We start from the raw sequence: 13,115 nt of genomic DNA, 5'->3' as shown, positions 1-13,115 counted from the left end.
GCCGCCTTTACAGGCTTTCCAGCACGGGACCGGCGAGCCCGGCCTCCCAGCCGAGGATCGCGCGCTTGCGCGTCAGGCCCCAATGGTAGCCGCAAAGCTTTCCGGTGCTGCCGAGCACCCGGTGGCAGGGCACCACGAAGGAGATCGGATTGCGCCCGACCGCCCGGCCGACGGCGCGCGAGGCGGTCGGCTTGCCCAGCCGCTCGGCAATGTCGCGATAGGTGGTGGCGCGGCCGAGCGGAATGCGCAGCAGGGTCTCCCAGACGCGGATCTCGAAATCCGTACCGATCAGCACCACCCGCAAGGGCTGTTCCGCCGACCATTGCGAGGGGGCGAAGATGCGCTGCGCCATCGGCGCGGTGAAGGCCGTGTCCTCGACATAGGCGGCGCGCGGCCAGCGGCCGGTCATGTCCTCCAGCGCGGCGCGCTCCTCGCCCGGATCGGCGAAGGCCAGGCCGGCAAGGCCGTGCTCCGTCGCCATGACCAGCGCCAGGCCGAAGGGCGAGGGGTGAAAGCCGTAGCGGATCTCGACGCCCTCGCCCCGCGCCCGGTAGACGCCGGGGGTCATCGCCTCGTGGGTGACGAAGAGATCGTGCAGGCGCGCCGGGCCCGACAGGCCGACCTCGTAGCTGGTGTCGAGCACGGTCGCGGACTCCCGCAGCAGGGCGCGGGCATGGTCGAGGGTGATCGCCTGGATGAACTGTTTCGGCGTGATGCCGGCCCAGCGCGAGAACACCCGCTGCAGCTGGATCGGGTCGAGGCCCGCTTCCGCGGCGAGCGTCTCCAGCGCCGGCTGGTCGCGCCAGGTCTCGGTGATCACCTTGAGGGTGCGGCGGACGGTGTCGTAGTCCTTCGCCGCCTCGGGCAGGCTGGCCGCAGGCACCGCCGGCAGGGCCTCGTCCATGTTGCGCATCACCGTCATTGCCGGATCTCCCGTCACGCTCGCTGTCCGGCCGCTCGTGCGACCCTCGTCATGAACCCGGGAGCCTAGTCGCGGGAGACCCGCATCGCCACCCGATTTGCGACGGCACCCCGCCGGGGCTGCGCCGTCTTGCTTCGGTCAAAAACGCGCGCCACTGTGCGGCGCTGAATGGCGCATTCGCGCCGATTGCGAAGAACACGGACCTGCCGATGCACCAGTTTCGCCCCGTTTTCGACCTGCCCGCGACCCGCTGCCTGCCCGCACCCCGGCGTCTGGCTGTCCTTGCCGCAGGCCTGACGCTGCTGTTCGCGACCGCGCTGCCGCCGCTGCCGGCCCAAGCGCAGGGAAGCGGCGAGACGGCGGGCAGCGGCTCGACCCCGCGCGTGCAGCGCCGTCTGGTGATGATCCAGACCGACGACGACACCGCGATCCGCGAAGTGCAGATGGACGGCAAGGCGATGCAGGTGCGCCGACGGGCGGAGGCGCGCGTCTTCGTGGAAGTGGAGGGCGATGCCAAGAACGACGGGCAAATCGACTGCCGCCGCTCGCTGCGGCTGGTGCTCGCCGACGGGCGGATCCTGAATGACGACGTCGACATCTGCGGCGACTGGAAGGTGACGATGGCCGCCAAGGGCGCCACCTCCCGACAGGCCGATGCCGGCGGGCGCGGCGTGCGCCAGGCCGTGCCGTCGGGCGCCGGGCCGAGCACGCCGCCGCGGGCCGGCGGCGTGCGGCGTCCGTCCGTCGATGCGGGCAGCGAGGACGGCTTGCGCGGCAGCCGCGACGAGGCGCAAACCGCCACCCGCCCGTCGCCTCCGGCACCTGCGGCCGAGAATGCGCAGACACGGCAGGACGAGGCCGCGGCAACGGCCCGCACCGATGAAGCCCGGGACGTCGAAGCCCGCAACGCCGAGGAGGCGCGCAACGCCCAGCCGCTGCAGAGCCAGGCCGGCGTGCCGCAGGGGCTGCCGCTGTTCGAGGGGCGCAACTGGTATGTCGAGGATCTCGGCGGCGACGAGCTGCAGCTGGTCTACGGCCTGCGCCAGACCGACGACCGGGCGCTGAGGGCCAGCTGCCGGCGCGGCTCCAACCGGATCGAGATGCAGCTCGCCGCGACCGCCGATCCGCTCGTCGAGAACCAGCAGGTTTCCGTCCAGCTGTCGGCCCGCGACGTGTCGCGCAGCTATACCGGGCGCGGGTCGAGCGCCAACAACGAGGCCGGCCAGTCCGAGCCGGTGGTGACGCTGGCGGCCGACGATCCGATCTGGACCGGCATGATCCGCGGCGAAACGCTGGATGTCGGCGTCGCCGGCGGTTGGCGTTACCGGGTGTCGCTGTCCGGCAGCGCCCAGCCGGTGCGCAGCTTCCAGCAGGCCTGCGCCACCCCGGCACCGGTGGTGGCAACGCCGGCCCCGGAGATGACCCGCGGCCTGCCGGTGGCGGGCGGGGCCGGCAGCCTCAGCTGCTTCGAGGAGGGCGAGATCACCTCGGTGCCGAGCGACCAGCCGGCGCGGATGATCTTCGTCAACGACCGCAACCACCCGGTGATCGTGCATTGGCTCGACTTCGACGGGCTGCGCCAGACCCAAGCGGAAGTGCCGCCGGGCGGGCGGATGATCCAGGACACGCTGGCCGGCCACCCCTGGCTGGTCTCGAACCTGCGCGGGCGCTGCCTCGGCATCTATCTGGCTGGCGGGGGCACGCGCACGGTCACGATCCTGCCGGGCCGCGCGGATGCGGAGCCCGGTCCGGTCTACCAGCCGGCACCGCCGCCGCAATATCTGCCCCCCGAACCGCTTCCGTCCGGCGACGTACTGCCGCTCTCCTACGATTGCGACAGCGGCGCCTATCTGGACGTGACGATCGACAATGCCCGCCGCACCGCGACGGTGCGCGAGCGCGGCCTGACGCCGGTGACGCTGCCCGACCGCTCGGGCGGCGGCGGCGAGCTGAACTATGTCGGGCGCGGCTATGCGCTGACCGGCAGCGGCAACACGGTCACCTGGCAGCGGCCGGGCATGCCGCCGCAGTTCTGCCGGATCTTCTGATCCGGCAGCGCGCGTCGCTGCAGCGAAGAAGGGGTTGCGAGGCTCAGGCCGTCGCCGGCAGGTCCGGCTGCGGCCCGCCGGCCTTGGCCAGTGCGACCGCGCGTCGCAGGGCCCCGGCGAAGCTGGTGCGGTCTTCCGGATTGAGGAAGCCGCCGATGTCGACCGACATGCCGCGGGCGGTTAGCGTGATGCGCACGACGCCCTCGTCCTCCTCCTCGCGCACGTCGAGGCGCGCCCAGAACGGGTTGCAGGAGTAGAGCTGCTCGCGACCGGAGGCCAGCACCTTGCGGATGCGGATCTCCGTGCGCGAGACCTGCACCTCCTCGAAAGCCCGCGCCGCCCGGTAGTTCCAGCGGAAGGCGAAGAAAATCAGCAGGATATCGAGGCCGAGGAAGCCGAAGACCGGCCAGGCGCCGAGCGACAGGAACAACAGGCCGGCGGTCAGGCAGATGGCGCAGACGACGAGCATGAGGATGCGGAAGCCCGACGGCCCGAGCGAGCGATAGGGCGTCAGCAGGGCCGCAAAGAAGGGCGCATCCGGATCCGCCTGCACCGGGTCGGAAGAAAGCGCGTGCGGATCGGGCCGCTCGGTTTTCGGATTGCCGCTCGTCATGAGCGGTGATTATAGAGGAGGAATGACCGCGAACCAGCCCGATCCCCGCAAGTCGCGCAAGCCTGCCGCACCGGCCGCCAAAGCGGCTGCCGCGAAGGCCGCGAAGGCGACCAAGACCGCCGCCAAGCCGAAGGCGGCGAAGCCCCGCCGCGCGGCCCGCCCGCGCTACAGCAAGGACGAGCTCTACGCGATCTTCGCGCGCTTCCACGCGGCCAATCCCGAGCCGACCGGCGAGCTGCACTACGTCAATCCCTACACGCTGCTGGTGGCGGTGGCCCTGTCGGCGCAGGCGACGGATGTCGGCGTCAACAAGGCGACGCGGCCGCTGTTCGAGACCGTCGACACGCCGCAGAAGATGGTCGAGCTCGGCGAGGACCGGCTGCGCGAGGCGATCAAGACGATCGGGCTCTTCCGCAACAAGGCGAAGAATGTCATCGCCCTGTCGCAGCTGCTGATCGACCGGTTCGGCGGCGAGGTGCCGCAGGACCGCGAGGCGCTGGAAACGCTGCCGGGGGTGGGACGCAAGACTGCAAACGTGGTGCTGAACATCGCCTTCGGCCAGCCGACCATCGCGGTCGACACGCATCTCTTCCGTCTGGGCAACCGCATCGGCGTGGCGCCGGGCAAGACGCCGCTGGAGGTGGAGAAGGCGCTGGAAAAGGCGGTGCCGCGGGAGTTCCTGCTGCACGCCCATCACTGGCTGATCCTGCATGGCCGCTACATCTGCAAGGCCCGCAAGCCGGACTGCGAGAAATGCCTGATCGCCGATCTGTGCAAGAGCCCGGAAAACACGCGCCGCCAGGCGGCGTGATCGGCGCACAGCGCATCACGCGGGCAGGACTGCCCGCGTCTTCTCATGCGGCAAGAATTTCAGGATAGACCGAAACGCGCGCGGCTCAGTCCTTGCGGCGCAGGCGGATCACCACGTCGACGCGGACGATCTCCATGCCTTCCGGCGCCTCGGGCAAGCGGGCCATCGACACGCCGGACCCGGGAATGTCGACCACCTTGTTGTCGCCTTCGATGAAGAAGTGGTGGTGGTCGTCGGTGTTGGTGTCGAAATAGGTCTTGGTGCCCTCGACCGCGACCTCGCGCAGGAGGCCGGCCTCGGTGAACTGGTGCAGCGTGTTGTAGACGGTGGCCAGCGAGACCGGCACGTTGGCGGCCTCGGCCTCCTCGTGCAGGAGTTCGGCGGAGATGTGCCGGTTGCCCCTGGAATACAGGAGTTCGGCCAGCGCAACGCGCTGTCGGGTCGGCCTTAGACCGGCCGAACGAAGCATTTCCTGTACCTCACGATGCCGGTGCAGTTCGCCCACGTCTTCCCGCTCGCTTTCCGTTCTCGTTGCCGTCCGGCCCGCCGGGGACCGCTGTTGCGGCCGCCTTCGCGACCCTCGCCGGACCTCATTGCCCGGCCTCGATGTGGGGATTACCCCCTTCGGCCTGCAAGATCCATGGCAGTTTTCTGCCACGGATCGCGCCTGATTTGCAAGCTTCGCCCGGCCCGTACCCGCCAAGGTGGCGAGAAAACGCGTCAAAATGACGGCCCGAACGCCCGTGTGAGGCACAAAATGTGGCAGCACGACTTAAAGAAGTGCGAAAAAGCTCATTCCGGCGGCCACTTCACGGGTTTCCGGAGCGCAAGGTGCTATGTTACTAAGCGCGGCAGAACCAGATCCCGGTCCGGCAGGACGGCCATGGCGGCCGCCTTGCGAATACGGGACAACCGATCAACCTGCGGGAATGGGAAGAACGTGCGGCAATCGAGCTACTCCTACGATGAATTGCTTGCCTGCGGACGCGGCGAGCTGTTTGGCCCCGGAAATGCGCAGCTGCCGCTTCCGCCCATGCTGATGTTCAACCGCATCACCTCGATCTCCGAGGATGGCGGCGAACACGGCCAGGGTCAGGTTCGCGCCGAGCTCGACATCCGCGACGACCTCTGGTTCTTCCCCTGCCACTTCCAGGGCGATCCCGTCATGCCGGGCTGCCTCGGCCTCGACGCGCTGTGGCAGATGACCGGCTTCTTCCTCGGCTGGCTCGGCGAGCCGGGCCGCGGGCGGGCGATCTCCACCGGCGAGATCAAGTTCTCGAAGATGGTCACCCCGGAAACCAAGCTGGTCGAATACGGCGTCGACCTGAAGCGCGTGCGGCGCGGCCGCCTCGTGCTCGGCATCGCCGACGGCTGGCTGAAGGCCGACGGCGAGACGATCTACCAGGCCAAGGACCTCAAGGTCGGCCTGTTCAAGACCGACTGAGACCCGGCGCCACGATTGATCGCCGGCGCTCCAGCGCCTATCTGGTGAGGGCATGTCCGGCCGCACAGGCGGCCGGAACGTCCCCGGACGGCAGACCCGCGCGGCATCCTTGCGCGGAGCCGCGAAGATTTCGAACGATAGCGGACCGGCCATGCGACCGGCTCCGAAGACAGCATGGGAGACCGCGATGAGGCGGGTGGTGATAACCGGAATGGGCATCGTGTCGTCGCTGGGCGGCACCACCCAGGAAGTGACGGCGAGCCTGCGCGAGGGCAAGTCCGGCATCGTTCCGGCCGAGGACTATGCGCGGCTCGGCTTCCGCTGCCAGGTCCACGGCGCCCCGACCGTCGATCCGTTCGAGGTGCTCGACCGCCGCACGACCCGTTTCATGGGCCCGGGCGCGGCCTGGACCTACATGTCGATGCAGCAGGCGATCGCCGATGCCGGTCTCGAGGAGAGCGACATCAGCAACGAGCGCACCGGCATCGTCATGGGCTCGGGCGGACCGTCGACCCGCACCATCGTCGAGGCGGCCGACATCACCCGCGACAAGGGCCCGCGCCGCATCGGACCGACCGCGGTTCCCAAGGCGATGAGCTCCACCACCTCGGCGACGCTGGCGACCCCGTTCAAGATCCACGGCGTCAACTATTCGATCTCCGCGGCCTGCGCGACCACCAACATCTGCATCGGCCATGCCGCCGAGCTGATCCAGTGGGGCAAGCAGGACGTCGTCTTCGCCGGCGGCGGCGAGGATCTCGACTGGACCATGTCGAACCTGTTCGACGCCATGGGCGCCATGTCGAGCAAGTACAACGACACCGCCTACAACGCGTCCCGTCCGTTCGACAAGAACCGCGACGGCTTCGTGATCGCCGGCGGCGGCGGCGTGCTGGTGCTCGAGGAGCTGGAGCATGCCAAGGCGCGCGGCGCGACCATCTATGCCGAGGTCGTCGGCTATGGCGCGACCTCCGACGGCTACGACATGGTCGCCCCGTCGGGCGAGGGCGCAGCCCGTTGCATGAAGCTGGCGATGGCCAATGTCGGCGAGCCGATCGACTACATCAATCCGCACGCGACCTCGACGCCGGTCGGCGACGAGCGCGAAGTGGAAGCGATGCGCAGCGTGTTCGGCAAGGACCTGCCGCGGATCTCGGGCACCAAGTCGATCTCCGGCCACTCGCTGGGCGCGGCCGGCGTGCATGAGGCGATCTACTCTCTGCTGATGATGCAGCACGACTTCATCGCGCCGTCGGCCCATATCGAGGAACTCGATCCGGTCTTCGCCGATGTGCCGATCGTGCGCGAGCGCATCGACAATGCGGGCCTGAACACCATCATGTCCAACGGCTTCGGCTTCGGCGGCACCAACGCCACGCTCGTCTTCCGCCGCTACAACGGCTGATCTTCACGCAAATCACATCCGGCCGGCAACGGCTGGACCGGGCGGAACGGGACGGTGCCCCTTCCGCTTCTCTGAAGGAGTTGGGAATGAGCGGGCTTATGAAGGGCAAGCGCGGTCTGGTCATGGGCGTTGCGAACGATCACTCCATCGCGTGGGGGATCGCCAAGGCGCTCGCGGCACAGGGGGCGGAGCTCGCCTTCACCTATCAGGGCGAGGCTTTCGGCCGCCGCGTGCGGCCGCTGGCCCAGAGCGTCGGTGCAAACCTGCTGATCCCCTGCGACGTCGAGGACATTTCGACGGTCGACCAGGTGTTCGAGACGCTGAAGGCCGAGTGGGGCAGCATCGACTTCCTGGTGCATGCCATCGCCTTCTCCGACAAGTCGGAGCTGCGCGGCCGCTATGCCGACACGACGCGGGAGAACTTCACCCGCACGATGCTGATCTCGTGCTTCTCCTTCACGGAGATCGCCAAGCGGGCGGCCGAGCTGATGCCGAATGGCGGCTCGATCGTGACGCTGACCTATGGCGGCTCGACCAAGGTGATGCCGAACTACAACGTGATGGGCGTGGCCAAGGCGGCGCTGGAATCCTCCGTGCGCTATCTCGCCATGGATTACGGCCTGCAGAACGTCCGGGTGAACGCCATCTCGGCCGGCCCGGTGCGCACGCTGGCCGGCTCGGGCGTCTCCGATGCCCGCGTCATGTTCAACTACCAGAAGCAGCACTCGCCGCTCGGCCGCACCGTGACCATCGACGAGGTCGGCGGCTCAGCGCTGTACCTGCTGTCGGACCTGTCGTCCGGCGTCACCGGCGAGGTGCATTTCGTCGACAGCGGCTACAACACCGTGTCGATGCCGCGCCTCGACGCGCTGAAGACACAGGAAGCCGAGGCCGAGGTCGCACGCCAGATCGAGGAAGTCTGAGACAGGCTCTCTCCCGCTCTTTCGCAGCACAAGACGCAAACGGCGGCCGCACACAGGTGCGACCGCCGTTTTTGCTTTATATATCAGATAGTTGAAGAAGCTTCGGTCACTCGACCGTTTCGTCCGGATAGACGCCGAACAGGCGGGTCTGGTCGATCCAGCCGGCGAATTTCTCGCCGCTGATCCGGCACCAGCCTTCGCGGCAGCTGCCGACATTGGCCAGCACGTTCGGCCCCAGCTCGGCAACGAGGCGCGCGTCGGAGCGCGGCTCGGCACGCAGCGGCGTGGTGCCGGACTGCTCCCAGGGGGTCACCAGCGCCGTGCGACGGCCGCTGAGCAGCGAATGGAAGACCCAGCCCTCCTCGCCCTGCCAGTCGCGGATGCGGCGCCAGTTCTCGAATTCCTGGACGATCTCCACCGGCAGTCCGGCGCGCACATAGGTCCAGCCGATGCGGTGCTCGAGCGTCGGCCCGATGCGCACATTGACGCGCTCGGACTTGAGGCTGACGAAACGCGGCACCGGAAAGCCGCTCGGGCCCTTCGTGGTGCTCTGGGCGAGGGCGGTGCCGAGGCCGGCAAAGGTCTGCAGCAACAGCAGGAGGCAGAGGCCGGCGGCGGCAAGCGCGCGGGCGAGGGGCCTGCGGATGCGGGTCGGCGCAGGGCGCGCGTGCGACCGGCCGGCGTTGCCCGCCGGGTGCCTGTCGTGATCGCTGCACCGCCTTGCCAGTCCTCGCATGGGGTCCCTGTCCTTTCCCGCAAGATCAATATCGCCGCTGCCCGCGCGGCGGGTTCAGCGAAAGACCGAGAATCGCACATTTTCAAGGCAGGCTCGCCTTGAGCCTGCCATCCGGCGCCATCGCGCGCTTCGGTCCCTTGTTTTGACCGGACCATCTGGTAATGAGAACTGAAGCGTCGGCCCGGCCGCTGCGGCGACGACGACGCAATTTCGGACAGGTAGGGTTAAGGAGCCCTCAACAGAGCGCGAAAAGGCGAGGAGCATGCCCAGGAAGAAGCCACTGGTCGTCGTGACACGCAAACTGCCCGACGTCGTCGAGACGCGGATGCGCGAGCTGTTCGAGACGCGCCTCAACGAGGCCGACAGGCCGCTGAGCCAGGCCGAACTGGTGGAGGCGGTGAAAACCGCCGACGTCGTCGTGCCGACGGTCACCGACCGGATCGACTCCGCCGTCCTGTCCCAGGCCGGACCCAATCTCAAGCTGATCGCCAACTTCGGCAACGGCGTCGACAATATCGACGTCATCACCGCCAACAATCGCGGCATCACGGTCACCAACACGCCGGGCGTGCTGACCGAGGACACGGCCGACATGACCATGGCGCTGATGCTCGGCGTGCCGCGCCGCATCGCCGAAGGCATCAAGGTGCTGGAGCATGGCGAGTGGGGCGGCTGGTCGCCGACCTGGATGCTCGGCCGGCGGATCTGGGGCAAGCGGCTCGGCATCATCGGCATGGGCCGCATCGGCCAGGCCGTCGCCCGGCGCGCCAAGGCCTTCGGCATGTCGATCCACTACCACAACCGCCGCAGGGTCTCCGAGGCGGTGGAAGAGTCGCTCGAGGCGACCTACTGGGAAAGCCTCGACCAGATGCTGGCGCGCATGGATGTCGTGTCCATCCACTGCCCGCATACCCCGGCGACCTATCACCTGCTGTCGGCCCGCCGCCTGAAGCTGATGAAGCCGGAGGCCTATATCGTCAACACCGCGCGCGGCGAGGTGATCGACGAGGCCGCCCTCATCCGTCAGCTCGATGCGGGACAGCTGGCCGGTGCCGGTCTCGACGTGTTCGAGCACGAGCCGGCGGTCAACCCGAAGCTGGTCGCCTCCAACAAGGTGGTGCTGCTGCCGCATATGGGATCGGCGACGGTCGAGGGCCGCGTCGACATGGGCGAGAAGGTCATCATCAACATCAAGACCTTCATGGACGGTCACCGTCCGCCGGATCGCGTGCTGCCGTCGATGCTGTAAGGGAGGAGACGGGGATCCGTCCCCGCTCCCGATTTCCCGCCCGATTGCCCTGTGCTCAGGCTTCGCCCGGCTCGTAGCGCTTCCAAAGGGCCTTGTCGCCCATGCCGGAGATGAACGCGGCGTGCGCCTCGATCTCGGCCGCCGTGAGGCGCGCAGGCAACGGCACGGGGCGCGGCAGGGCGCGGCTGCGCTGCTGCACGACCTCGACGGTCGTCGTCTCTTCCTCGGCGCTGAAGGCAAGGCCGGCCTGCTTGCCGCCGATCAGCTCGATATAGACCTCTGCCAGGATCTCGGAATCGAGCAGCGCGCCGTGCTTGGTGCGGCGCGAATTGTCGATGCCGTAGCGCGAGCACAGCGCATCCAGCGAGGCGGGCGAGCCGGGATGCTTGCGCCGGGCAATCGCCAGCGTGTCGAGCACCTGCGCGGGCGGGATCGGCCCCATGCCGACGCGCGCGAGCTCCATGTTGATGAAGCCCATGTCGAACGAGGCGTTGTGGATCACCAGCACCGCATCGCCGACGAAATCGAGGAACTCCTGCGCGACCTCGGCGAATTTCGGCTTGTCGGCCAGAAACTCGCTCGACAGGCCGTGCACGTTGAACGCCTCGATCGGCACGTCGCGCTCGGGATTGATGTAGACGTGATAGGTGCGGCCCGTCGGCACGTGGTTGATCAGCTCGACGCCGCCGATTTCCACAAGGCGGTCGCCGTTCCTGGGATCAAGGCCGGTCGTTTCCGTATCGAAAGCGATTTCCCGCAAGGTCGAGGTCCCCGTTTGGCGTGCCGGCCGACAGATCCGCCAGCCGGTCTTCAGTCTCTCAGATCAGGTCCGGCGACGACAGCAAGGCGCGTGGTGACAGACCGTCACCCACCGGTTTTCCCCAACTGATCCGAGATCTATGAACCGATTTTGCGCAAGATGTCTGCAGGCTTTTCCTCAGGCGAGGGCGGCAACGGCGCGCAGGATCGCGCCGACCGCGCGGCGTGCAGGCTCCAGGCCCCGCCCCGTATCGACCAGGAAATGTGCCCGGCGGCGCTTTTCCGCGTCCGGCATCTGCTTGGCGAGGATGCCCTCAAAGCGCGCCTCGCTCATGCCGGGACGGGCGAGCACCCGCTCGCGCTGGACCTCGGCCGAGGCGGTGACAACGACGGCAGCACGCACGCGGCGCTCGCCGCCCGTCTCGAACAGCAGCGGAATGTCGAGCACGGCGACACGGCAGCCACGGCTGGCCGCCTCCGCCAGGAAGGCGTTTTCCGCCTCGCGCACCAGCGGATGGACGATGGCCTCCAGCCGCTTCATCTCCTCCGGCTTGCCGATCACCCGTTCGCCGAGCCGGGCACGGTCGACGGTGCCGTCCACGACGGTGCCGGGAAAGCCGGCCTCGATCAGAGGCGCCGCCTTGCCGGAATAGAGCCGGTGCACGGCGGCATCGGCGTCGTAGACCGCAGCACCGGCCTTGGCGAACATGCGCGCCGTGGTGCTCTTGCCCATGCCGATGGAGCCGGTGAGGCCGAGGACGATCACGCAGCCACCCCGAGATCGGCCAGAAGGAGATTGCGCAGATCCTCGGTGACCTGCGGGCGCACGCCGAACCAGCGCTCGAAGGAGGGCACCGCCTGGTGCAGCAGCATGCCGAGCCCGTCAATCACCGGATTGCCCCGAGCGCGCGCTGCGGCGAGCAGAGGCGTTTCCAGCGGCGCATAGACCGCATCCGTCACTAGCGCGGAGACGGGGAGCGCGGAGAGGTCGATCTCCAGCGGCGGCTGGCCCTGCATGCCGAGCGAAGTGGTGTTGACGAGCAGCCCGGCGCTCCCCAGAAGACCCGCAACTTCTCCCCAGTCGGCAGCTTTCGAGTCGGACCCGAAACGGGCGCAGAGTTCTTCCGCTTTCGACCGGGTTCGGTTGACGATGGTCACGGTTTTCACACCGCGCGTCAGCAAGGCCCAGACGATCGCGCGCGCCGCCCCTCCGGCGCCCAGGACCACGGCCTCGCGCAGGCCGTTGTCCCAACCGGGCGCCATCTGGTCGAGATTGCCGAGAAAGCCGAACCCGTCGGTGTTGGCGCCGTGCACACGGCCGTCTCCCTCCACCCACAACAGGTTGACCGCGCCCATGGCACGGGCTGCTTCGTCGAGCGTCGCGCAGACCTCGGCCGCCACTTCCTTGTTGGGCACCGTCACGTTGCAGCCGACGAGGCCCTGGTCACCTAAGGACTCGTAGAAGCAATGCGCCTCGTCCGGCGCCACGGCGATGCGCTCGTAGCTGCCGTCGATGCCGTGCAGGGCGAGCCAGTGATTGTGGATCAGCGGCGAGCGGGAATGACTGACGGGATAGCCGGTGATGGCGGCGCGCCGCGTCATGTCTCGATGGCCCCCATTTCGCGCAGCTGCTTCAGAAGCGGCAGCAGCGGAAGGCCGAGCACGGTGAAATAGTCGCCCTCGATCGCCTCGAAGAGCTGCACGCCGCGTCCCTCGAGCTGGTAGGCGCCGACGCTCGACAGCACCACATCGCCGGCGGCGGCAAGATAACGGCCGACGAATTCCGGGCCGAAAGGCCACATCTTCATGTGCACGGTCGCGGTGCCGCACCACACGGTCTCGCCGTTGCGGGCGATCGCGGCCGAGGAATGCAGCTGGTGGCGCTTTCCGGACATGGCGAGCAGCTGACGGCGGGCCGCCTCCATGTCCTCGGGCTTGGTCAGGCGGCGGCCGTCGAACTCGAGCACCTGGTCGGCGCCGATGACAAGGGCGCCGGGATTGCGCGCGCTGGTTTCCTGCGCTTTCGCCTCGGCGAGAACGCGGGCGATGTCCTCCGGAGGAAAGCCGGCCTCCAGCAACGGCGCCTCGACGGCGCGCTCGTCCACCTGAGCCGGGTCGACCCGGAACGCGAGGCCGGCATTGGCGAGCAGCTCGGCCCTGATCCGGCTGCCGCTGGCGAGAATGATGTCGGTCATGAACCCATCC

14 protein-coding genes are annotated in these 13,115 nt (G+C 68.4%); 6 read left to right on the top strand and 8 right to left on the bottom strand.

Translation table 11 applies throughout. The features are described from left to right. Positions 1-7: 7 nt before the first annotated feature. On the bottom strand, positions 8-904 hold the full coding sequence (locus tag BBX35_RS21835; protein ID WP_067224831.1) for a methylated-DNA--[protein]-cysteine S-methyltransferase: 897 nt from the start codon (positions 902-904) through the stop codon (positions 8-10). Positions 905-1,131: 227 nt separating this feature from the next. Here BBX35_RS21835 and BBX35_RS21830 point away from each other — a divergent pair, with 227 nt between their 5' ends. Beyond that, on the top strand, positions 1,132-2,970 hold the full coding sequence (locus BBX35_RS21830; protein ID WP_067224552.1) for a VHL beta domain-containing protein: 1,839 nt from the start codon (positions 1,132-1,134) through the stop codon (positions 2,968-2,970). Between the two features lie 43 nt (positions 2,971-3,013). Here BBX35_RS21830 and BBX35_RS21825 read toward each other — a convergent pair whose 3' ends face one another. Next, positions 3,014-3,583 (bottom strand): DUF2244 domain-containing protein, encoded by a 570-nt coding sequence (locus tag BBX35_RS21825; RefSeq protein ID WP_083206520.1) that lies wholly within the window; start codon positions 3,581-3,583, stop codon positions 3,014-3,016. Between the two features lie 22 nt (positions 3,584-3,605). On the opposite strand from BBX35_RS21825, the gene nth reads away from it, so the two are divergent. Then, on the top strand, positions 3,606-4,394 hold the full coding sequence (nth, locus tag BBX35_RS21820; protein ID WP_067224551.1) for an endonuclease III: 789 nt from the start codon (positions 3,606-3,608) through the stop codon (positions 4,392-4,394). A gap of 85 nt (positions 4,395-4,479) precedes the next feature. Here the strand turns inward: nth and irrA are convergent, their stop codons facing one another. Next, positions 4,480-4,899 carry an iron response transcriptional regulator IrrA gene (irrA, locus tag BBX35_RS21815; protein ID WP_341871105.1) on the bottom strand — a complete coding sequence of 140 codons (420 nt, stop codon included), beginning with the start codon at positions 4,897-4,899 and terminating at the stop codon, positions 4,480-4,482. A gap of 378 nt (positions 4,900-5,277) precedes the next feature. Between irrA and fabA the strand changes: the two genes are divergently transcribed. The 3 genes from fabA to fabI all read left to right on the top strand — a co-directional run bounded on the left by fabA (position 5,278) and on the right by fabI (position 8,166). Further along, positions 5,278-5,838, top strand: a complete 561-nt coding sequence (gene fabA / locus BBX35_RS21810) for a 3-hydroxyacyl-[acyl-carrier-protein] dehydratase FabA (RefSeq protein ID WP_067224548.1) — start codon at positions 5,278-5,280, stop codon at positions 5,836-5,838. A gap of 187 nt (positions 5,839-6,025) precedes the next feature. Next, positions 6,026-7,243: a beta-ketoacyl-ACP synthase I gene (fabB, locus tag BBX35_RS21805; protein WP_067224546.1), complete on the top strand. Its 1,218-nt coding sequence runs from the start codon at positions 6,026-6,028 to the stop codon at positions 7,241-7,243. An 86-nt stretch (positions 7,244-7,329) separates the two neighbouring features. Beyond that, entirely contained in the window at positions 7,330-8,166 is an 837-nt protein-coding gene (gene fabI / locus BBX35_RS21800) for an enoyl-ACP reductase FabI (RefSeq protein ID WP_067224544.1), read from the top strand. 106 nt (positions 8,167-8,272) lie between these two features. Here fabI and BBX35_RS21795 read toward each other — a convergent pair whose 3' ends face one another. Next, the gene (locus BBX35_RS21795; RefSeq protein ID WP_083206518.1) at positions 8,273-8,902 is read right to left on the bottom strand and encodes an SH3 domain-containing protein; all 630 of its coding nucleotides are present in this window, start codon (positions 8,900-8,902) and stop codon (positions 8,273-8,275) included. A gap of 262 nt (positions 8,903-9,164) precedes the next feature. Between BBX35_RS21795 and BBX35_RS21790 the strand changes: the two genes are divergently transcribed. Beyond that, the gene (locus BBX35_RS21790; protein ID WP_067224542.1) at positions 9,165-10,151 is read left to right on the top strand and encodes a 2-hydroxyacid dehydrogenase; all 987 of its coding nucleotides are present in this window, start codon (positions 9,165-9,167) and stop codon (positions 10,149-10,151) included. 55 nt (positions 10,152-10,206) lie between these two features. On the opposite strand, the gene dnaQ is transcribed toward BBX35_RS21790, so the two are convergent. The 4 genes from dnaQ to BBX35_RS21770 all read right to left on the bottom strand — a co-directional run bounded on the left by dnaQ (position 10,207) and on the right by BBX35_RS21770 (position 13,105). Then, complete coding sequence (gene dnaQ, locus BBX35_RS21785) at positions 10,207-10,911, bottom strand: DNA polymerase III subunit epsilon (protein ID WP_067224540.1); 705 nt, start codon at positions 10,909-10,911, stop codon at positions 10,207-10,209. Between the two features lie 177 nt (positions 10,912-11,088). Next, the gene (coaE, locus tag BBX35_RS21780; RefSeq protein WP_067224539.1) at positions 11,089-11,676 is read right to left on the bottom strand and encodes a dephospho-CoA kinase; all 588 of its coding nucleotides are present in this window, start codon (positions 11,674-11,676) and stop codon (positions 11,089-11,091) included. After that, on the bottom strand, positions 11,673-12,512 hold the full coding sequence (locus BBX35_RS21775) for a shikimate dehydrogenase (protein WP_067224537.1): 840 nt from the start codon (positions 12,510-12,512) through the stop codon (positions 11,673-11,675). Before BBX35_RS21775 ends, coaE begins: the two co-directional genes overlap by 4 nt. Then, positions 12,509-13,105: a Maf family protein gene (locus BBX35_RS21770; protein ID WP_067224535.1), complete on the bottom strand. Its 597-nt coding sequence runs from the start codon at positions 13,103-13,105 to the stop codon at positions 12,509-12,511. Before BBX35_RS21770 ends, BBX35_RS21775 begins: the two co-directional genes overlap by 4 nt. Positions 13,106-13,115: the final 10 nt, after the last annotated feature.

The organism is Stappia indica (genome assembly GCF_001696535.1).
Taxonomy (GTDB): Bacteria; Pseudomonadota; Alphaproteobacteria; order Rhizobiales; family Stappiaceae; genus Stappia; species Stappia indica.
Note: the sequence above shows the minus strand (reverse complement) of the source record. Positions and strands in the feature narration are given on the sequence as shown.

Coding starts and splice junctions, on each gene's coding strand:
- BBX35_RS21835 (WP_067224831.1), bottom strand. CDS start 904: ATGGACGAGGCCCTGCCGGCGGTGCCTGCGGCCAGCCTGCCCGAGGCG.
- BBX35_RS21830 (WP_067224552.1), top strand. CDS start 1,132: ATGCACCAGTTTCGCCCCGTTTTCGACCTGCCCGCGACCCGCTGCCTG.
- BBX35_RS21825 (WP_083206520.1), bottom strand. CDS start 3,583: ATGACGAGCGGCAATCCGAAAACCGAGCGGCCCGATCCGCACGCGCTT.
- nth (WP_067224551.1), top strand. CDS start 3,606: ATGACCGCGAACCAGCCCGATCCCCGCAAGTCGCGCAAGCCTGCCGCA.
- fabA (WP_067224548.1), top strand. CDS start 5,278: ATGGCGGCCGCCTTGCGAATACGGGACAACCGATCAACCTGCGGGAAT.
- fabB (WP_067224546.1), top strand. CDS start 6,026: ATGAGGCGGGTGGTGATAACCGGAATGGGCATCGTGTCGTCGCTGGGC.
- fabI (WP_067224544.1), top strand. CDS start 7,330: ATGAGCGGGCTTATGAAGGGCAAGCGCGGTCTGGTCATGGGCGTTGCG.
- BBX35_RS21795 (WP_083206518.1), bottom strand. CDS start 8,902: ATGCGAGGACTGGCAAGGCGGTGCAGCGATCACGACAGGCACCCGGCG.
- BBX35_RS21790 (WP_067224542.1), top strand. CDS start 9,165: ATGCCCAGGAAGAAGCCACTGGTCGTCGTGACACGCAAACTGCCCGAC.
- BBX35_RS21775 (WP_067224537.1), bottom strand. CDS start 12,512: ATGACGCGGCGCGCCGCCATCACCGGCTATCCCGTCAGTCATTCCCGC.
- BBX35_RS21770 (WP_067224535.1), bottom strand. CDS start 13,105: ATGACCGACATCATTCTCGCCAGCGGCAGCCGGATCAGGGCCGAGCTG.